Here is a 19,687-nt window from a genome sequence, read left to right as displayed (position 1 = left end):
GAGTCGTGACTGAGGCGACGGTGGTGGAGCGGCCGTGTCGGTACTGTGGGCGGCCCGTGCCGCAGAGGGCAGGGCGGGGGCGCCCCCGCGAGTACTGCATGGACAGCGACTGCCAGACTCGGGCCAAGCGGGAGCGGGAACTCAGGCGCGCGACGCCGGGGCTGGAGGGAGCCCTCGCCCGAGCGGAGGATCTCTACGAGCGGATGGAGCAGGGGCTGACCGCAGCCCTGGCTCCCCTGGCTCAAGCACTCGACGCAGAACTTTCGCCCCGCGGCGTCGAGGCGCGGATCAGTTCGGTTCGAGCCGAGGCCCAGGCCGCGGTGGCGGCGGCGTTGGCCGAACGGGAGGACGCCGAAGACCGGGCCGTCCGGGCAGAGAAGCTCGCAGAGAAGGCCCAGGACCGCGCCCGAGCCGCCCGCGAGCGGGCACAGCAGGCCGAACAGGAACGCGATGAGGCCGTCGAAGCGGCGGCGCGAACACGCGCGGAAGCCGAGGCGGCGATCAAGGCGGCGCAGGAGGAGGCACAACGCGTCAGCCAGGCCGCACGCGCCGAGGTCGCAGAGGCCAGAGCTGAGGTCGCGGAAGCCAGAGCCGAGGCCGACGAGGCGCGTGCCCAGGCGGACCGCGACCGCATCGAAAAGCAGGAGGCGCTGCAGGAGGCAGAACAAGCTCGTCGTGCGGCCGAGTCCGCCGCCGACGAGGCGGCGGAGGCACGCGACGCGGCACAGCAGGCGCGTGACTCGCAAATGCGCGCCGAGCGGGAGCGAGCCGCCGCGCTCGCACGGGCCGAGGCCGCCGATCAGGCCCGCGAACGCGCCGAACAACGCGCACGCAAAGCCGAGGCACAGCGGGCAGAGGCCATCTCCGGACGCGACGCAGCCCGAGCGGAGGCCGAGCAATCCACGGTGGCCGCCCAGCACGCGCGCGAGCAGGCCGACGCCCTACGCGCCGAGGTCGCCGAGCTGCGGGCCCTACTTGATCGAGCACGGGAGGACCTCGCCACGGCCCGTGCGGAACTACGCGCCGAGCAGGCACGCAACAGCGAACTGGCCCGGGAACGCGATTTCGCACGGGCGGAGGCCACCGCCCAGCGCGAACGTGCGGTCGCCGCCGAGCTACGACGCGAGGAACGTCCGCGTGACACATAAGCCGGGGCCCAGCGAATGGCCCGGCGGCCGACCGTCTCCCTCACCAGGGACGTCCACCAACAAACCGACGACGGCAAGCCACAGGTCAGCCACGTGCACGCCGACCTAGGCGTGATGGACCAGCAGCCGAGGCGGTCGTGGTGAACGCCGCCGTCGGCCTGGTTCAGAACCTCCGCAAGGACATCGTCCACGGGAGGGCGGCCTGCCTTCGCTCGGAAAGAACGCTCTGCCTGGGGAGTTCGGGGGACGCGCATCTCGACGTGGCCGCAGGCCCCGGTGGAGAAATCGATCGAGGTGAAGACGATCAGTTTGCGGGGCGGGTCGTCGCTGCTCCGTTCGTCACGTCGATGTGATCGCAGGCATGACGGACGGGCCGCGGGAAGCGTGACCGGGTCCCGGTGGTCACATCGAGGGCGTGCGGTCCGTCATCGCTGTGACCACCGCGACGAAGGGGCGGGGCACGGAACGGCGGTAGCGGGATGATCTTGTTTCCGGCGACGGCACCGTATGGCCTGGTCAGGTGGTCGTGCGTTCCTGGGGACGGCCCCAATACGGCAGAAAGACACCGCAGACCTGGGTGGCCTGGGTGTTGAGATGCCGCGTTTTGTGGTGGCTCGGCCGAAAGGTCTTGGCGCTGAGCAGTTAGATGAGCAGCAGGGTCTTGCCCAGGGCGGTGCGGTTCTCGATGGCGGCGTGGGCGTCGGCGGCGCGCTCCAAGGGAAAGGTCTGCCCGATGACCGGCCGGACGAGCCCGGCGGCGGCCTGGGACATCATTTGCTCCGCCCACCGCTCCACGTTCGGCCCGAAACCGAAGAGCTGCTCGATGCCGATCACCTCCACACCCTTGGACTCGGCCTCCGCAGGGTCGATGAGCGTGACCTCGCCGCTGGAGGCGCCGTGCACCGAGAACCGGCCGCCGCGGGCGGTGGCTTCGAACGCGGCCCGCCCGATCTGTCCGCCGACCCCGTCGAACATCACGTCGAGTCCGACGCCGCCGGTCGCTTCGAGTACCCGCTTGGTCCAGCCGGGTTCGCCGTAGTCGACCGCGGCGTCCGCGCCCAGTTCCCGGATCAGGCCGAGCTTGCGCGCGCCGCGGGCGGCCCCGACGACCCGAGCGCCCGCCGCGCGGGCAAGCTGCACCAGCAGGCTCCCCACCCCACCGGCCGCCGCTTCGACCAGCACCCACTCGCCGGGGCCGATACCGGCCTTCTCGGCCAGTCCTTGCGCGGTGCTGCCATCACTGTGCAGGGCGATGGCCTCCGGCAGGCCGAGCCCGTCCGGCACCGGGAACAGTTCCTCCACCTCGGCCACCGCCCGCTCGGCGAAGCCGCCGGTCTCTCCGGTACCGGCGACGACCCGCCGCCCGAGCCAAGCTTGATCCACCCTTGGACCGACCGCACTCACCCGTCCGGCCACCAGACTGCCCGGCACGTAAGGCAGCGACGGCTTGGCATGCCATTTGTCCACACCACGCCGGATCTGCGTCTCGACGAACGTGATGCCCGCGACCGCCACATCGACCACGACCTGATCCGCCCCAGCCACCGGGTCTGGCCCCTCGCCGGGGACCAGCACCTCCGGTCCCCCGAACCGCACCGCCCGGACCACCCGCATCCCGCCCCCTCCTATCCGTTCGCTGATGTGGATCCCGAGCATGCAACCTTCACCGCTCGAGGTCAACGCCGACACGATGGCCCCCTCCTGCTCCTCGTTCACGCCGTACCTGGTTCTGCACTGGCGTGTGGGTCACCCTGTCGCGATGACTTAGTTGACGGCTGAGCGAGCGGCGGTTTCGTCGACGATGGTCTTGTCGGCGATGAAGGTGGCCAGCAGGGATTGGATGACCAGGTTGTTGATGGTCCGGGATTTCGATGCCTCGGGGCGCCCACGAATCCACCGTCGCCAGGTCGTAGGGGGCCTACCTGCGTATCCTTCGGGGGATCAGCCGGCGGACAGTGTGGACCCGCTCCGGGCGATCATGTCGAGCAGAAGCTTCGCGGCCTGCTCCGCTCCGTCGGTGCGGACCGTCTCGGCCACGGCGGCCGCGCGGGCACCGGTCTCGGGGGCCAAGGCGATCTTGAGTGCGGCCGCCAGGGACTCGGCGGTCGGCGTCGGACCGTCGTGTCCCGTGCCGATGCCCAGCTCGGTTACCCGGCCCGCCCAGTACGGCTGGTCCGCAACCTGGGGCACGATCACCTGCGGCGCCCCGGCACGAGCCGCCGTCGTCGTGGTGCCCGCGCCGCCGTGGTGCACGACCGCGGCCACCCGGCGGAACAGCGCCTGCTGGTTGACCTCGCCGACGACGAAGTAGTCGTCCCGGTCGTCGATCAGGGCCAGGTCGGCCCAGCCGCTCCCGAGCACGACGCGGCGGCCCCGCGTCCGGACCGCTTCGATGACGGCCCGGGAGACCTCCTGCGTGTTCGCGCCCCGCATCGGCCTGCTGCCGAAGCCCACGTACACCGGCTTCGCACCGGCGGCCAGGAACGCCTCCAGGTCGGCCGGGAGCGGGCGCTCGTCCGGCCGGATCCACGCGCCGGTCTGCGTCACCTCGAGCTCCGGCGTCTCCTGCCACGGGCCCAGGACCGGGTCGGCCGCCAGGAACGGGTGGCCGGTGAAGACGTGGGCGCGGACGCCACTCACCGGCGGCAGGCCGATCGAGGCCCGGTGGGTGTTGATCGTGTCGCCGAACATGGTTTCCATGTGCTCGGCGTGGTCCCACAGCTTCCGGTTGCCGGTCACCTCAGGCGGGATCACCTGGCCCGGTCGGCGGAGAGGCGGGTGATGCGACGACGGCAGGTAACACGGGGAGAAGGACGTGAACACATAGGGCACGCCCAGCTTCTCGGCCGCCGCCCGCGCACCGGCCAGGGCCGGGAACGAGCCGGTGGCCACCACCGCGGCGCAGCCCTCGGCGACCCCGGCGACCGTCTCGTAGGCCATGGCGGTCAGCTCGGCGGCGATGTCGGACAGGCCCACCTGCGCCTTGCCGGGGATCGCCCCCGTCGCCAGCGCGCGGATCGGCCAGCCGAGGGGACTCAGCGGCACGTTGATACTGTCCAGCAGCTCCGCGAAGTCCGGCGGCGCACACACCCGCACCTCGGCGCCGGGGGCCCGTAGCCGCAGCGCCAGCGCCGTCATCGGCTCGACGTCCCCGCGCGACCCGTAGGTCACCAACACAACGCGCATTCCGCAGCCCCCATTTTCGGTACGTCCAGCCATGGAAGGGTGATTGTGCAGTACGACCGGGGCCTTGTGGCAAGGCCCCCCATGCGCGATATGTTGGTAGTGGCAAGGGGTTCATATCCCTTGCCTTTTTCGATTTGTCGCCCAGTAGGTAGCCCCCCTTCACGCCTGAAGAGACGACTCCGCTTAGTTACTTTGGGGGTATCGCACGGACCCGCGCGGAGGGCCTGGTCGTGCGGCGCCGGGAGTCTGCTCTGCAGAAGCGCTGCCGCACGTCGGTAGAGGTCCACGTCAGCCGTCGCATCGTCGCCGGGCTCACGCTCGGTCTGGCAGCAGATGCATCAGCACTCCGCAACATGGCCGAGGCGGCCTGGAGCCAGCGTCGTCGTCGGCCTCGGCATCGGGGGCGCGGCAAGGTGGTCGACCACTCGACCGGGACATCCAGCGAATCGGGCAGGAACCGGCCCACGAACCGCGCCGTCGTCAGCTGCAATGCGAATCCCAGCCGGCTGGCCTCCGCCGTTGGCGATCAATTCACGATCCGCGTCATTCAGGAAGACGAACCGCTCCAGCTTCGCCCGCGACGGCGGCCCCAGGTATCGGCCGTAGGCGGCGATGGGCGTCTGCTCCTTTCGGCTGCCGAAGATGTGAAGCCGCCTCGGCCAGCGGCCGGCCGGCGCGGAGGAGTTGACGGCCTTCCGGGTGGCGGAGACGCCAAGCGGGCTTCGTCCGCTCAATCTGCCTCGGGGCTTGGCGGCTCCCCTGGGCAACTCAGGCGACGAGGCCGGGGAGCGAGCGCGCCATTGTCTGCGGGGTGCCATCACCCCGACGGCTAATCCCGCCAGCGGCTCACTGTCGGTTGTCATGAGTCAGGGCCACCTCCACGCGGCCGGTCGCCGGATCCCGGCGGATCGGGAAGGTGGGCAGTGCCACCTGCGAGTCGTCCAGGCACGCGCCGGTGCGGAGCCTTGTAATGGGTTTTCTCAGTGGTTGAGGAGTCGCCATGTGGTGAGGGCGAGTCTGGCTCGTGTTAGTCCGGTCGGTTGGGTGAGTTCGATGCCGAGGGTCTTTCCGATTTGTTCGAGACGGCGGGCGATGCTGCTGTGGTGGAGGTGCAGGAGGTCGGCGGCTTGGCGTAGGGAGCCGGTGGTGCAGTAGGCGTCCAGGGTCTGCAGGTCTTCTGGATTGTCGGCTATGCGGCTGATCGCGGCGACGTCGGTGTTGTCTCGTGCGATGTCGGGGGGTATCTCGGCCAGGAGCGCCAGCGCGCCCAGGTCGTCGTAGTGGACGACGACCTGGCGCGGGGTGGTGAAGCGGAGCGCGGTGCGGGCCTGCCGCCAGGATCGGTGAGGGGTTTCGGCGTTGCCGATGCCGGCGCGTGCGTCTGCGGGGAACCGGGTCGGGTCCAGGGCGGTGGTCAGGAGGACGCCGACGTCGGCGAGCGGGGCCGCCTTGACCGGGCGGGTCGGGGAGATCAGGCCGCCGATCTTGTCGAGCGGGAGCGACGAGCGCACGGCGACGACGCGGACCGGCAGGTCGGCGGCGAACCCCAGCAGGCGCAGTGCCCGGGCTCGGGCGGCCTCGTCGGCGTCGGTGCTGATCGCCAGTTCGACGAGGGCGGGGTCGGCCATGGTGGTGCGGGCCGGGCCGTACCGCTCGACGACCGCCGCGGCGGCGATGGCGAACCGGTCCAGGAGTAGTTGGTCCAGCGCGCCGGGCGGGGCAGGGCGTTCCAGCCACACCGTGCCGATCTCCTCCTCGTCGAGTGTGATCGGTGTCGTGGTGGGCGCCGGTGGTGACGGGGCGGTGGCCTGCGTGCCGTCGGGTGACATGCGGATCACCTGGCCCGTGCCGTGGAGCCGGATCCCGGCCACGCACTCGGCCAGGACCGCCGAGGCTCGGGCGAGAGCCGGCAGATCCACCCGTCGGCGCATCAGCGTGTCGTAGAACATGACGACGCGGATCGCGCCTTCGGCGTGCGCATCCAGTTGCGACAGCCGTAGGGCCAGTGCCTCCATGGCGAAGAGGATAGGCGCCGATCGGTGCGCGATCCCGGTGGGATGCCCGACGGATGGCGGATGATCTCAGGCGTGACGGCCGCGAGGATGGCCGGCATGGATCCCGAACTGGAAGCATTCGTCCCGTTGTTCCCACCGGCCGACCTGACCGACCCGGTCACCGCGCGCGACAACCTGGCCAAGCTGGCCGCTGCGGCGTCGGCACCGGATACCGCGGACATGGAGATCGAGGACCGGACGGTGCCCGCCGACCCGGACGTGCCGGTGCGCATCTACCGCCCGCGCCAGGCCCAGGGCGCCATCGTCTGGCTGCACGGCGGCGGGTTCGTCATGGGCGACCTGGACACCGAGCACCCGTGGGCCACCCGCGTCGCGACCGGCGCCGGCACGGTGGTGATCTCGGTGGGCTACCGCCGGGCCCCCGAACACCGGTTCCCAGCCGCCCTGAACGACGTCTACGCCGTCCTTACCTGGGTAGCCGAGCACGCGGCCGAACTGGGCGTCGACCCGGCCCGCATCGCGGTCGGAGGCCACAGCGCCGGCGCGGGCCTGGCGGCGGCGGTGGCGCTGCGGGCCCGCGACGAGCAGGGGCCGCCGATCCGCTTCCAGCTGCTCAACCAGCCCGAGCTGGACGACCGGCAGGAGACGTGGTCGGCACGCAACTTCACGGACACGCCCTGGATGACCCGCGACAAACTGGCCATGACGTGGCGGCACTACCTGGGGTCCGCGCCCGCCACGCCCTACGCCGCCCCGGCACGGGCCACGGACCTGTCCGGCCTGCCACCGGCCTACATCGCCACCGCGGAGTTCGACCCGCTCCGCGACGAAGGCATCGACTACGCGCTGCGCCTGCTGCAGGCGGGCGTCTCGGTCGAACTGCATCAGTGGCCCGGCACGTTCCACGGATCGCAGGCGATCCCGTCCGCCGAAGTGTCACAGCGGCAGATCACTGAACTCGGCACGGCCCTGCGCCGCGCCCTCGCCGAGTAAGGACATCCAGAACCGTCCAGGCCGGCGCCGCGCACCTGTCCTTCTTTCATGGCCATCCAGGCAGCCCGTACTGCCCGGCCGAGCTGCGGCGGGCCTGATCGACGTCGACAACGGGCGCGCCGTCCGCCGGTCGACACCGTCGGGCGGCCGGCCCAGAGAGGACGATCATCGGCTCGACCACGGGCCTGGTCGCGACGAGACCGACGAAGACAGGAGGGCGATGACCGCCACCGACCTCGCCGAGGCGAGGGAGCAGTCCGCACCACCACCGGATGCCGATTCCGCGGCGGGACCCAGCCTGGCAGGGCTGCTGCGGCCGTATGTCCGGGGTTTCACCGCCGTCGTGATCCTGCAGGTGATCGGCGCTGTCGCGGGTCTGGCGCCGCTGCTGGCGGTCGTCGAACTGGGGCGTGCTCTGTTGTCGCCCGGCCCGATCGATCACGGTCATGTCTGGTTCGTCGTGGTCGCGGGTGCGGTCGGGTTGCTGGTCCGGCTGCTGTTCACGGCCGCATCGTCCGGAATCGGGCATGTTCTCGACGGCCGGGTGCAACTGTCGTTCCGCCGGCAACTGGCCGCGCGGCTGGGACGCGTACCGATCGGCTGGTTCTTCCGTCGCCGGACGGGTGAGCTGGCGAAGGTCGTGGGCGAGGACGTGAGTGCCGTGCACCCGTTCATCGCCCACACCCCCGGCGAACTCGTGTCCGCGTTCGTGGTACCGCTGGTGTCGCTGATCTACCTGTTCACCATCGACTGGCGGCTCACGCTGATCACGCTGATACCGGTGGTGCTGGCAGTGGCGCTGGTCCCCCTGATGATGACCCCGTCCCGGCTGCGCGAGCAGGAGGAGTTCGACGGGGCCATGGGGCGGATTTCGAGTTCGGCCGTCGAGTTCGTGGAAGGCATCTCGGTGGTCAAGGCGTTCGGCGGATCGGAGCGCGCCCACCGTAAGTTCCGCACGGCCGCAGACGACTTCGTCGGCGTCTTCTACCGGTGGGTGCGCGGTGTCTCCGGGATCGCCGCGGGCATGCAGCTGGCGCTGTCACCGCCGTTCGTGCTGCTGGTCGTGCTGATCGGCGGTGCGTATCTGATTACTACCGGTGGCATGGCACCGGCCGACCTGCTGCCCTTCCTGCTGCTCGGGCTGGGACTGACCGCCCCGGTGGCGGCCCTCGGGCACGGCTTCGACGACATGCAGGCCGCACGGCGCGCGGTCGGCCGGATCCGGGACGTGCTCGCCGTGCGGTCGATACCGGAGCCCGCGCACCCGGTCGCGCCACAGGGGCACCGGGTGGAACTGCGTGACGTCCGATTCGGTTACGAACCCGGTCGCGAAGTGCTGCGCGGGATCGACCTGGTGCTCGAGCCGGGGACGGTCACCGCGATCGTCGGGCCGTCGGGAAGCGGTAAGTCAACGCTGGTCCAGCTGTTGCCGCGGTTCTTCGACCCGACCCACGGTTCGGTCGTGCTCGGCGGCGTCGATCTGCGCGAGGTCGGCAGCCGGGAGCTCTACCGGATGGTCTCCTTCGTCTTCCAGGACGTTCGCCTGCTGCGCGCGTCGGTCGCGGACAACATCGCGCTGGCGGTACCGCACGCCGACCTCGACGACGTGGTCCGCGCCGCCCGGCAGGCGAACATCCACGATCGGATTCTCGAACTGCCGCGCGGATACGACACAGTGATCGGCCAGGAGGCCGGACTGTCGGGCGGCGAGGCGCAACGGATCGCGATCGCCCGCGCACTGCTCGCCGACGCGCCCGTCCTGGTGCTGGACGAGGCGACCGCCTTCGCCGACCCGCACACCGAACAGGCGGTGGGCCGGGCCCTGGCGGCGCTCAAGGGCGATCGGACGATTCTGGTGATCGCCCATCGCCTGGAGACGGTCGCCGGCGCCGACACCGTCGTGATGCTGGAGGGCGGGTCGATCGTCGAGCGCGGTGCACCCGCCGAGCTGCTGGCACGAAACGGAAAGTTCGCCGCGTTCTGGCGGTCCCACCGGTCGGTGGCCGCCGACGAGGCCGAACCCCATGGTGGCGTACTGCAAGGAGACGAGCCCCGATGATTCGAATGCTGCTGCGCGTGCTGGGACACCAGTACGCCCAGCCGGTCCGTCGCACCGTGGCCTTGATGACGGTGACCGCGGTGGCCGAGGGTTTGTCCTACGCACTGCTGGTTCCCGTGCTGCGGGCCCTGTTCGGGAGCACACCCGAAGACGCCCGGCCCTGGCTGATCGCGTTCGGGGCCGCGGTCGCGGCCTACGCGGCGCTGCGCTATGTCAGCGACCTGTCCGGTTTCCGTGTCGGGACGACACTCTTGCGGGGCATGTATCACCGGCTCGGCGATCATTTGGCCCGGCTGCCCATCGGCTGGTACAGCGCGGGCCGCGTCGGGGAGGTGTCGGTCCTGGCCGGCCGCGGCGTCCTGCAGGCGATGAGCGTGATCGCGCATCTGCTGGCCCCGTTCATCTCCGCCTGCGTGACTCCCCTGACGATCGTCGTCGTGATGCTCGCCTTCGACTGGCGCATGGGACTGGCCGCGTTGGCCGCCGCACCGGTCGTGGCGGCGATCCAGGTCTGGACGGGACGCTCGATGGCCGCCGCCGATACCGAGCGCGCGAAACGCGACCGTGAGGCCACCGCGCGAGTCATCGAATATCTCCAGGCGCAGCCGGTGCTGCGAGCCGGCGGCCGGACCGTCGAACGGTTCCGGTTGCTCGACGACTCGCTCCAGGAAGTGCAGCGCGCGTCCCGCCGCACCGTGCTGTCGGCGCTGCCCGGCACCTTGGGCCTGACGCTCGCGGTGCAGGCGATGTTCACCGTGTTGCTGGTCCTGGGCGCCTACCTCGCGCTCGGCGGGAACATCGGGGCGGCGGAGCTCCTGGCGATCCTGGTGCTGGCCGCCCGCTGCGCCGATCCGCTGCTGTCGCTGTCGGACATCGGGGGCAAACTGCGCGGTGCGCGTTCCGAGCTGGCGAGACTCGACACGGTGCTGCGCACCGAGCCGCTGCCGGAAGCTCGCGAACCGATTCAGCCGGTGGGCCATGACCTGGAGTTCGAGTCCGTTACCTTCCGGCACGGCCACCGCACCGTGCTCGACAACGTGTCGTTGTCCGTGCCGGAGGGACAGCGGCTCGCCGTCGTCGGACCGTCGGGCGCGGGCAAGAGCACATTGCTGCAGTTGCTCGCGCGGTTCTACGACGTGGACGCGGGCGTGGTGCGCGTGGGGGGCGTGGACGTACGCGCCATCAACACTGAGGTGTTGATGGAGCAGATCGCCATCGTCTTCCAGGATGTCTATCTCTTCGAGGGCACGATCGAGGAGAACGTGCGACTCGGCCGTCCCGACGCCGACGAAGCCGAGGTGCGGGCGGCGGCGACAGCGGCGCGGCTGGACGAAGTGATCGAGCGACTGCCCGGCGGTTGGGAGACGAATGTCGGTGAGGGCGGCGCACTGCTGTCGGGAGGTGAGCGCCAGCGCGTCTCGATCGCACGAGCACTGCTGAAGAACGCGCCCATCGTGCTGCTGGACGAGGTGACCTCCGCGCTGGACCCCGTGAACGAGGCGGCCGTCCACGACGGCATCGAGCGGCTGATGGCGGGCCGGACGGTGGTGATGGTGGCGCATCGGCTGCGGACCGTCCAACGCGCCGACCGCATCGTCTTCCTGGACGGCGGCCGAATCGTGGAGGAAGGCAGCCACGAGGAGCTGCTGCGTCACGGCGGCCGCTACGCCGATTTCTGGAACATGTCCCTGACAGCGGCGGCGAGTGGGTCGGACGTCAGTGAACTGGGGCACGACAGCGGTCTGTGATCATGACTGGTCGCGACATCGGCGGAATCGGCCACTCCCTCGCGACGGACGCGTCCCCATGCTTCGCCTTGCCTCATCCGCGCTCGCGGAGGTAGGTCTCCAGCTCGGCGGCCCCGGCCAGCATCGCGCGCCCGCGGGCGCACAGCCGGCCGCGCCAGTCGCGCAGGGCGGCCTCCAGCGGCTCCAGCCCGCCGGCCGCCCGCACCTGGGCGATCAGCGGGGCGATCTGCTCCAGCAGGTAGCCGCCCCGCCTGAGCTGGTGGGTCAGCCGGGCGTCCCGCACGGCGGCCTCGTCGTAGACGCGGTACCCGGTCCGCGGGTCGCGGCGCGGGCGCACCAGCCCGGCGCGCTCCCATTTGCGCAGCGTCGCGGGCCGGATTCCGAGCTTGCCCGCCAGCGGTCCGATGAACATGCCGCCGGGGTCGGACACCGCGGCCGGCTCGGACACCGCGCCGGGATCCAGGTCGCGGAGGGCGCTCTCCACGGCCTGGAGGGTCCGGCGGTCCTCGAGGAGCTGGGCGTGGCTTTCGTCGATGATGCGGAACGCCTCATCGACCGCGCCCTGGTTCACCGCCCGCATGATCGACGCCGCCGTCTGGTGCCCGTGGCCGGACACCAAGGCGAGGAACGCGCTCAGGGCCAGCGCGTGCAGCGGGGTGTAGATGCGGTAGCCGTGGGCCGTGCGACCGGCGGCAGGAAGGATGCCGGCCTCCTCGTAGTTCCTGACCGCCTGCGTGGACAGACCGTGCCCGCGCGCCAGGTCGACCGGTCTGAGCCGCTTGCTGGTTTGAAGGTCCCGTCCCATGTTCCTGCCGACGCCGCGCTGAAGTCTCAATTATCAGTCCAACGATACCGTCAAGATCATGGCTATTGACATCAAGGACATCGCCCATGCCGTCAATGCCGCCCGGCCATGGGTGCTCCCCCAGGGGGGCACCCATGGCGAGGACACTTTGCTCAACCTGCGCAACGAGCTCTTCCGGCAGATCGTCGGGCAGGAGGGCTGCCGATCGAGCATGACGGGCCTGGTCGTGGACGACCGCGTCGCCTCGGGCACAGGCACCCTCGACGAGGTCATGGAGCGCGGATTCAGCTTGGGTGTGACGTGCCGGCGCAGGCTGCGGAGCCGACGTGCGGCAGAGACTGCACGAGGTCCGGCTGAGCGAACTGCCGGAAAGCTCGACTGGTCCCGGCGTTGATCGACAGCTCCCAGTGCGGGCGCTCAAGGCGCCCAGAACCGGCCGATGCCGAGTCGGCCGCCGCCGGGGCTCTTGAGCGCCATGCCCTGGCCGAGACGATTCTCGCTGTTGCCCCCTCGAACGTCCTGGATCCCTCTCGTCCTGATCAGGGAGCACCCGTGGCTCGGGCACGCAGAAGGTCCAGCACGTCGGTCAGGGCCATCTGAATCCGGCCGTGGATCCGCGGGTTGAGCAGGGTGGTTCCGTCGAAGTCCCCTGCGGAGGCGAAGATCGCGACGGGCACGGTCAACGCCTGGAAGAAGCCGAAGAGGGGGCGCAGGGCATGTTCCAAGACGAGCGCGTGGTGCTCGCCCCCGCCCGTCGCAACGAGCATGACGAGCTTGTTGGCGAGCGCGTACTGCTCGATGAGATCGAAGAAGTGCTTGAACATTCCCGGATAGGACCCCCGGTACACCGGCACCGCAGCGATCAGGAGATCGGCGCTCTCGGCCAGCCGGAGGGCGGCCTCGACGTCAGGAGTAACGTCGTCGCGCTCGACGGCCCCGGTGAACGCCGGACCGAGTTCGTAGACGTCGATCCGGGACGTCTCGACGGGGAGCATCTCTGCCAGTGTCTCCAGGACGACGTCGACGAGGCCCATCGTCTTGGACGGGCGGTTCGGGCTGCCGTTGACGACCACGACTCGCAGAGCCGGCCCGGCCATGAGGGCGGCCTGCGTCGCGTCGGTGGCGGACGTTGTGGTGGTCATGCCGTCCGCCTCGCGGGCACGGCGGCCTCACGGCGTACGACAGGCGCGACCTCGGTGCCGAGGCGCTCGATCGCCTTGAGGTGCTCCTTCTGCGGCATGCCGCCGAAGCCCATCTGGATGATGGCGCGGCTGACGCCGTACAGCTCGTGGTAGGTGAGCAGCTTGTCGATGACCTCCTGCGGGCTGCCCACCAGCAGGCCGGATCCCGGCGACGCCTGCGCGTCGAACGCGGCCCGGGAGAGGGGAAAGCCTGCCCCGCGTTGGTGGTTGTTCTCCGCCATCCCCAGCGCGAAGTAGGGGTACATAGTCTCGCGCGCCTCCCGGGTGGTACGCCCGACGTATCCGTGGGTGTTGATGCTGATCGGCAGCGCGGCCGGATCGTGCCCGGCCCGCTCAGCGGACGCACGGTACAGCTCGACCGTCTGCTCGTGGAACGTCACCGGTCCCAGCAGGAGCGCCAGCGCCATCGGCAGGCCGAGCCTTCCGGTGCTGATCGCCGACGCGGGCGAACCGCCGACCCCCACCCAGATCGGGATGGGGTCGCCGTCCGCGCGGGGTGCGATGTCGGCGTCGACCAAGGGGGCGCGGAAACGCCCGGACCAGGTGAGCGGGTTCTGCTCGCGGATCTTGAGCAGCAGGTCGAGCTTCTCGCGAAAGAGCTCCGCGTAGTCCCGCAGGTCGTACCCGAACAGCGGGAAGGACTCGGTGTAGGAGCCGCGGCCCGCGATGATCTCGGCCCGGCCGCCCGACAGCAGGTCGATGGTCGCGAACTGCTCCCAGACGCGCACAGGGTCCTCCGAGCCGAGCACGGTGACCGAGCTCGTCAGCCGGATGTGCTCGGTCGCCTCGGCCGCGGCGGCCAGCAGAATCGTCGGGGCCGACCCGACGAAGTCGGAGCGGTGGTGCTCCCCGACGCCGAACACGTCGAGGCCCACCTCGTCGGCGACCTTCGCCTGCTCGATCGTCTCGCGCACGCGCTGCCGTGGTGACGGCAGCCGCCCCGTGGCGGGGTCCTTCGTGACCTCGCCGAAGGTCATGATCCCGATCTCGAACGTCATCTGTCGTTCCTCTCCGCTGCGTCCGCCTGCCGGGCACCTCCCGTGGCACATCTCTCTATAAGTTGTCTGCACAGCAAGCTATTCCGGGCGATGCCTGCGTGCGCAGGCATCTTTCGCAGTGCACGCCACCGATGCGGTGCGGCCATGGCCACTCGTAACCTGCAAGGTCATCTGCTGGGGCCTGCGCCCGGGTATCACAGCGTTTGTGCAGGTCAGCAGTGCCATCGTTGTATTCACGGCAGTTGTTTGAAACCCCGGCCCCGCGCATGGCTTCACGCTGGCTTTGTTATCGGCTCCCAGAGAACGGAGGTCCGCCGGTCGCGGCTGTTCATGGTCTTGCGCCGGGGTGCCGGGCCGTTCGCCACACCGCAGGGCTCCGCCGAGGCGGCGTCGACCGGCCGCGCACCGTCATCTCGGCCGAGGTGGCGGTCGGCACCCGCCCGGCTGGTGGAGCACACCGCCGCGCATCCGGACGCGTTCACCGACGTGGCCGGCACCCAGGGCACTGTCACCGTCTGGAGTGCTGGCCGTGGCGTCGCGTTGCTCAATATCATCACCCGATGACCTCACTGACGTTCGATCGCTACTGCGCGGAGATAGTCGCCCAGACCGATCTGCTGAGATCGCACGTCAAAGACGCGGACATGACCGCCCCCGTGTCCTCGTGTCCTGGCTGGAATCTCGGCCAGTTGCTACGGCACGTCGGCGGTGACCACCGGTGGGCCGACACGGTCGTACGGACCAGGGCCACCGAGCCCGTCTCCGACGAGCAGGCCAACGACCTTGCCGGCTACACCGACGAGGATGGAGCGGTGCTGGATCGTTGGCTCGCCGAGGGCGCCGCCCGACTGGCCGCGACCCTGCGCGCCGCCGGACCCGACGTGATCGTATGGAACCCGTCCGACACCGGCTGCAGGTCCGCCTCGTTCTGGGCTCGCCGCATGACGCACGAGACCGTCGTACACCGAGCCGACGCCGCGCTGACCACGGGTGCGGAGTACGAACTCGACGACGACGTCGCGCTCGACGCCGTGGACGAATGGATGGAGTTCTCCACGGTCCCCGAGGCGTACGAGCCCACGCCGGACGCACCAGGCCTGCTCGGGCCCGGCCGTACGCTGCATTTTCAAGCGGGCGCGGCGGCACGGTGGCTGATCGACCTCACCGGCGCCAGACCGACGTGGCGACGCGACGGCGACGGCTCATCCGACGAGCCCGCGGTTGTGGTGCGCGGACCGGTGAAGGACATACTCATGTTCCTCTACCGGCGGCCTACGCCCCACGTCGAGGTACGCGGCGACACGGACCTGCTCGACCTGTGGCTGACCCGCACCGGATTCTGGCTCGGGGCATAGCCCACATAAGGCCGGGAAGTTAAGGAATCTCGCCGGAACGGGACTGTCACCGCGTGCGGGCCGCCGCGGCGGTGCCCGCGCATCCTGCCAGGTAAAGGGAACTCGCCGGAACGGGACCGTCACCGCCCCGTCCCATATGCCGAGGCGCGCGACGCTCCGGGCCCGGGTCTTCGACAGGCGTGTCCCTGCTGCCGGGTACGCCGAGCGTCGCAGTCCTGCTGCCGCATTCCCCGACCAATGAGAGGTCGCCGGAGGCGATCAACGGCCCGGCGTAACGGAAAGAACCGCCAACGCACGGTGCTGGCGCCGCCCCGGCGCGCTTCTTATGTCGGCCCACGAACGGTCCGCACTGCGGCCGGGGTGTAAGGCTCCGGCGTGTGCATCGTCCCCTGGCGAGACGACGCCGCGTCAGCGGGCGAGGTCGGCCGTCAACTCGACTGCGGTCGCGAGGTCCTTGGCGAGGGCCTGGCGTTCGGCCGCGGTCAGTTCCATCGTTTCGACGTCGGCCAGCACTGCCGCCGCGCCGTCCCGGTCTCCTGTGCGCAGTCGCAATTCGGCCAGGTAGACCAGCGCGGGCAGGCGCTGGGCGGGCGGCGCGTCGGCGTGCCTGGCCAGCCCGTTCTCCAACACGCGGATTCCCGCAGTTTCGTCACCGCGGGCATCGGCCTGCCGCGCGGCCGTGGCCACTATCCGCGCCAGCCGGCCCTCCGACGGGTCGGGCTCGTCGGCGTCGTCCTTGTACCTGCTGATCCGCACCCAGTTCCCGCCGGGATCGACCACCATGAACCCGCCCGCGGTGCCCTGCATGCGCCGTGGCCGGGTCATGCGCGGTATCCCCGACACCGGGATCTTGCCGTATGCGCGGCGCAGTCCCGCCGCGAACGCCGCGTGCAGCGCCTCGGTGTCCGGGACGAGCACGACCACGGTCGCCATGGACTGCGCCGGGTCGAACTCGGGGACACCGAAGAAGTGCAGCTCGATCCCGCCGCGAAGGACGGCGGCGTACGGGTTGGGGCGCTCTTGACGGTAGGTCACCTCGAAGCCGAGCGCCTCGTAGAACGGCAGCACGTCGTCGAGGTGGCGGCAGGGCAGGCACGGGATCACGGTTTCGGCGCGCATGCAAAACATCGTACAGCGTCCAGAGTTTTGGGGTCGGTCGCCGAGCCCTGACGGGCCTTGAGGGGTAGCCGAGGACGACCAGCGCCTGGTGGGCCGGCACCGGCACCAGTGAAATCTCCGCGTGCAGCACAGTGACCAGGGTCGACTCGCTGCCGACCAGGGCACGCGACGCGACCTGCGGGCCCTGCGCGACGCCAACCTGGCGCGGATCCGCACCCGCTACCCCGACATCCCCCACCGCGTGTCCGGCTACAACCTGGACGCGTTGCTGGCCAGCCGGGTATCGCTCGTGGACAATCCGGCCGGGATGCGTCTGGTCTCGCCAATGCCTGCCGTCGGCACGCATTGGCGACACCCCGCTACAGCTCGCGCGGAGCGGATTCGCCAGGCCACCGCCGGAACCGAACATGAACACGACCCGTTCAGCTCCGCCGGTCATCAGCGGCAAACGGCCCCCTGCAGCCTGCCCACCAGCAGCATCGAGATCGCGGCGAAGATCAGGTGGATGGACATGCGCCACCGCCAGGACAGGTAGGTGGTGAGCGCACCGCCAAGCAGCAGCCCCAGGCCTTCGCCGGCGGCCGAGACCGCCCCGTAGACGCCGAACGCCTTGGCCCGCTACCTCTGGAACTCGACTCGTCGTGTTGTGGGCCGCCTGGATCGTTCGTTCGCGCGGGGTTCTGACGACCACGAGACGCCGGCGCCCCGATCTCTGTAACAGCGCGGCTCTGTGACATAGGTCATCCACCGGGGGTGTTACAAAGCGATGGGGGCTGGCGTCTTGTGCGTGTGGCAGTGCGAGGAGCGATCAGGCAGGAGTCGGGCATGAGCGAGCGCAGCGAACGAACCGGGGGCACAGCCGAGCCGCTCGATCACGCCGGCCGCGTGGACTCGGTGGACTCTGCGACTGAGGCGTTCGTTGCCCACCGAAACCTGCTGTTCACCGTCGCCTACGAGATGCTCGGTTCGGCCACCGACGCCGAAGACGTCCTGCAGGAGACCTGGCTGCGATGGGTGGGCGTCGATCAGGCCACGGTGCGGGAGCAGCGTGCCTACCTGGTGCGGATCGTCACCCGGCAGGCGCTGGACCGGCTGCGCGCGCTCGGCCGGCGCAAGGAGTCCTATGTCGGACCATGGTTGCCCGAGCCGTTGCTGACCGCACCTGACGTGGCGGAGGACGTCGAACTCGCCGACAGCGTCTCGATGGCGATGCTGCTGGTGCTGGAGACGCTGCAGCCGACCGAACGGGCGGTGTTCGTGCTGCGCGAGGTGTTCGACCTGGACTACGACGAGATCGCCGAAGCCGTCGACAAGACCCCCGCCGCGGTCCGCCAGCTCGCCTACCGGGCACGGGCGCACGTCGCCGCACGCCGACCACGGGGCACCGTCTCCCCCGCCGAGACCCGAGCCGCACTCCACGCCTTCCAACGAGCGGTCCAGACCGGCGACCTGCAAAGCCTGCTCGACATCCTGGCCCCGGACGTCGTCGCCCTCAGCGACGGCGGCGGAGTCAAGCATGCCCTGCTGCGTCCCGTCGTGGGCGCGGAGAAGGTGGCTCGCCTGCTGGCGAGCGGATGGAACAAGCACGGCGTCAAAAGGTCAGTCGAGCCGATACAGGTCAACGGCAGCCCGGGCCTGCTCGTCCGGCTCAACGGCGAGATCGACGGCGTGCTGGCGGTGCGGGTCGACAACGGCTACATCGCCGGCCTCTACCACGTCCGCAACCCCGAGAAGCTGTCGCATGTGGAGCAGCAGACCGAGGTAAGCCGCTAAGGCAAACGACCTGCAACCGCTACGCCCCCGCACACGGCCAGTGTCACGAGAGGCTTCCGGCGGACGAGACGTCGGCGACACGGCCTCGACCGGTGCTCCATGGGGGCGTGGGCGGCGGCGCCGCAGGTCGCGAAGCCGCCCGAGTTGTGTCCGATGACGACCGTGTGCCCGGTGCAGGGCGTTGGCGTCGGTGATCAGGGCGACGATGCGCATGCTGCCGTCCGGCGGGAGTTCGTGGGCGTGAAGCCCCGCGGCCTCATCGGAGCAGGACGACCCGGGGCGTGGCACGCCCACCCGCGGAGCTGATCATCGGCGTGCGTCTTGGGGTTCGCCGCTGCTCCAGTTCCATTGGGTGAGCGTGCTGCGCATCAACCGGGCGGCGGTTGACAGGTGGCTGTCAGCGCTCCAGTAGACGGTGACCGTACGACGGCAGTCGGGGCTGTCGACGGCGATCCAGGCGGCGGGGACGCCCGTGGCGCTGCGGCGGGCGAAGACGGGGACGAGGCCGATGCCGAGTCCCGCGCCGATCAGCTCCGCGATGGCGCTGGGTTCGTCGCCTTCGCAGACGATGTTCGGGGTGAGGTCTCGTGCGGCGAAGAGCCGATCGAGCAGTCCGCGCAGCCAGTGCCCTTTGCGGGCGGTGATGAAGGGCTGGTCGGCGAGTTCGTCGATGGTCACGGACGTACGGCCGGCCAACGGATGGTCGAGTGTCGTGACCACCTCCACCGCCTCGTCGAACAGCCGTGCCGACTCCAGGCCTTCGGCGTGCAGCGGCTGCGAGGCGACGCACAGATCGACCTCTTGTGCGCGCAGGCGGCGGGCCATGTCCTCGGCCGGCGACCAGTAGAGCTCGATCTCGACGGAGGGATGGGCGCGCTTGTAGGCCGCCAGCGGCCCGGTGAGGGTGAGGAAGGTCTCCGACGCCAGTCTCACGGTGCCCAGACCTCCGCTGGTGGCCTCGGCGACGGCGCGTCGTCCGGCCTCGAGTTCGCCGAGGGCCCGTTCGACGTGATCGCGGAAGAGCTTGCCCGTGTCGTTCAGCCGGAGCCGGCCGCTCCGGTCGAACAGCGGTGTGCCCAGCTCGCTCTCCAACCGGGCGATGGTACGGCTCAGCGAGGGCTGGGCGATGTGAAGCTCGTCGGCTGCCCGGCTGAGGTGCTCCAGCCGCGCCACGACCAGGAACTGCTTGAGCGAGTTCAGCTCCATCATGCCTCCGGCGACATAACCCCATAGCAATATTGATCTTAGACAAGATAACTCAAAGGTCATAATCTCCGGGGGCGTTC

Annotated in this window: 17 protein-coding genes and 1 pseudogene; 9 read left to right on the top strand and 9 right to left on the bottom strand. The window is 70.2% G+C overall.

The genetic code is table 11. The annotated features are described in order from the left end of the window. The first annotated feature begins 98 nt into the window (after positions 1-98). Together ABZ801_RS33345 and ABZ801_RS33340 are read left to right on the top strand one after the other, a co-directional pair. Positions 99-1,148 carry a hypothetical protein gene (locus ABZ801_RS33345; RefSeq protein ID WP_360705599.1) on the top strand — a complete coding sequence of 350 codons (1,050 nt, stop codon included), beginning with the start codon at positions 99-101 and terminating at the stop codon, positions 1,146-1,148. 140 nt (positions 1,149-1,288) lie between these two features. After that, the gene (locus ABZ801_RS33340) at positions 1,289-1,501 is read left to right on the top strand and encodes a hypothetical protein (protein WP_360705596.1); all 213 of its coding nucleotides are present in this window, start codon (positions 1,289-1,291) and stop codon (positions 1,499-1,501) included. Between the two features lie 289 nt (positions 1,502-1,790). Here ABZ801_RS33340 and ABZ801_RS33335 read toward each other — a convergent pair whose 3' ends face one another. From ABZ801_RS33335 to ABZ801_RS33320, 4 genes and pseudogenes are all read right to left on the bottom strand, one after another. Next, entirely contained in the window at positions 1,791-2,864 is a 1,074-nt protein-coding gene (locus ABZ801_RS33335; protein ID WP_360705593.1) for a zinc-binding dehydrogenase, read from the bottom strand. 225 nt (positions 2,865-3,089) lie between these two features. Further along, complete coding sequence (locus tag ABZ801_RS33330) at positions 3,090-4,334, bottom strand: glycosyltransferase (RefSeq protein ID WP_360705590.1); 1,245 nt, start codon at positions 4,332-4,334, stop codon at positions 3,090-3,092. A gap of 430 nt (positions 4,335-4,764) precedes the next feature. Next, positions 4,765-4,948 (bottom strand): annotated as a pseudogene (locus ABZ801_RS33325) (DUF4158 domain-containing protein); the annotation flags it as partial. Positions 4,949-5,314: 366 nt separating this feature from the next. After that, complete coding sequence (locus ABZ801_RS33320) at positions 5,315-6,349, bottom strand: helix-turn-helix domain-containing protein (protein ID WP_360705587.1); 1,035 nt, start codon at positions 6,347-6,349, stop codon at positions 5,315-5,317. A 96-nt stretch (positions 6,350-6,445) separates the two neighbouring features. Here ABZ801_RS33320 and ABZ801_RS33315 point away from each other — a divergent pair, with 96 nt between their 5' ends. The 3 genes from ABZ801_RS33315 (at position 6,446) to ABZ801_RS33305 (ending at position 11,149) form a co-directional block, all read left to right on the top strand. Beyond that, positions 6,446-7,342, top strand: a complete 897-nt coding sequence (locus tag ABZ801_RS33315; RefSeq protein WP_360705584.1) for an alpha/beta hydrolase — start codon at positions 6,446-6,448, stop codon at positions 7,340-7,342. 220 nt (positions 7,343-7,562) lie between these two features. After that, positions 7,563-9,401 carry an ABC transporter ATP-binding protein gene (locus ABZ801_RS33310; protein WP_360705581.1) on the top strand — a complete coding sequence of 613 codons (1,839 nt, stop codon included), beginning with the start codon at positions 7,563-7,565 and terminating at the stop codon, positions 9,399-9,401. Between the two features lie 5 nt (positions 9,402-9,406). Beyond that, complete coding sequence (locus tag ABZ801_RS33305; RefSeq protein ID WP_360705578.1) at positions 9,407-11,149, top strand: ABC transporter ATP-binding protein; 1,743 nt, start codon at positions 9,407-9,409, stop codon at positions 11,147-11,149. Between the two features lie 73 nt (positions 11,150-11,222). On the opposite strand, the gene ABZ801_RS33300 is transcribed toward ABZ801_RS33305, so the two are convergent. Next, positions 11,223-11,954, bottom strand: coding sequence for a TioE family transcriptional regulator (locus tag ABZ801_RS33300; RefSeq protein WP_360705692.1), 732 nt, complete (start codon positions 11,952-11,954; stop codon positions 11,223-11,225). 58 nt (positions 11,955-12,012) lie between these two features. Here ABZ801_RS33300 and ABZ801_RS33295 point away from each other — a divergent pair, with 58 nt between their 5' ends. After that, complete coding sequence (locus tag ABZ801_RS33295; RefSeq protein WP_360705575.1) at positions 12,013-12,348, top strand: hypothetical protein; 336 nt, start codon at positions 12,013-12,015, stop codon at positions 12,346-12,348. Positions 12,349-12,493: 145 nt separating this feature from the next. Here the strand turns inward: ABZ801_RS33295 and ABZ801_RS33290 are convergent, their stop codons facing one another. Further along, entirely contained in the window at positions 12,494-13,096 is a 603-nt protein-coding gene (locus ABZ801_RS33290) for an NAD(P)H-dependent oxidoreductase (RefSeq protein ID WP_360705573.1), read from the bottom strand. Next, the gene (locus ABZ801_RS33285) at positions 13,093-14,154 is read right to left on the bottom strand and encodes an LLM class flavin-dependent oxidoreductase (RefSeq protein WP_360705570.1); all 1,062 of its coding nucleotides are present in this window, start codon (positions 14,152-14,154) and stop codon (positions 13,093-13,095) included. Before ABZ801_RS33285 ends, ABZ801_RS33290 begins: the two co-directional genes overlap by 4 nt. Positions 14,155-14,714: 560 nt before the next feature. Here ABZ801_RS33285 and ABZ801_RS33280 point away from each other — a divergent pair. Next, positions 14,715-15,509 (top strand): maleylpyruvate isomerase family mycothiol-dependent enzyme, encoded by a 795-nt coding sequence (locus tag ABZ801_RS33280; protein WP_360705567.1) that lies wholly within the window; start codon positions 14,715-14,717, stop codon positions 15,507-15,509. 408 nt (positions 15,510-15,917) lie between these two features. On the opposite strand, the gene ABZ801_RS33275 is transcribed toward ABZ801_RS33280, so the two are convergent. Continuing rightward, a complete protein-coding gene (locus ABZ801_RS33275) occupies positions 15,918-16,628 on the bottom strand; it encodes a VOC family protein (protein WP_360705564.1) in 711 nt (236 codons plus the stop codon). A 121-nt stretch (positions 16,629-16,749) separates the two neighbouring features. Here ABZ801_RS33275 and ABZ801_RS33270 point away from each other — a divergent pair, with 121 nt between their 5' ends. Together ABZ801_RS33270 and ABZ801_RS33265 are read left to right on the top strand one after the other, a co-directional pair. Beyond that, positions 16,750-17,163, top strand: a complete 414-nt coding sequence (locus tag ABZ801_RS33270) for a hypothetical protein (protein WP_360705561.1) — start codon at positions 16,750-16,752, stop codon at positions 17,161-17,163. Positions 17,164-17,453: 290 nt separating this feature from the next. Next, positions 17,454-18,401 carry an RNA polymerase sigma-70 factor gene (locus ABZ801_RS33265; protein ID WP_360705558.1) on the top strand — a complete coding sequence of 316 codons (948 nt, stop codon included), beginning with the start codon at positions 17,454-17,456 and terminating at the stop codon, positions 18,399-18,401. 306 nt (positions 18,402-18,707) lie between these two features. Here ABZ801_RS33265 and ABZ801_RS33260 read toward each other — a convergent pair whose 3' ends face one another. After that, a complete protein-coding gene (locus tag ABZ801_RS33260; RefSeq protein WP_360705555.1) occupies positions 18,708-19,670 on the bottom strand; it encodes a LysR substrate-binding domain-containing protein in 963 nt (320 codons plus the stop codon). Between the last annotated feature and the right edge of the window lie 17 nt (positions 19,671-19,687).

The sequence above is a fragment of the Actinomadura sp. NPDC047616 genome (genome assembly GCF_040642915.1).
Classification (GTDB): domain Bacteria; phylum Actinomycetota; class Actinomycetes; order Streptosporangiales; family Streptosporangiaceae; genus Spirillospora; species Spirillospora miaoliensis.
The sequence above is the reverse complement of the archived record's forward strand: the minus strand, read 5'-3'. Positions and strand labels throughout refer to the sequence as shown.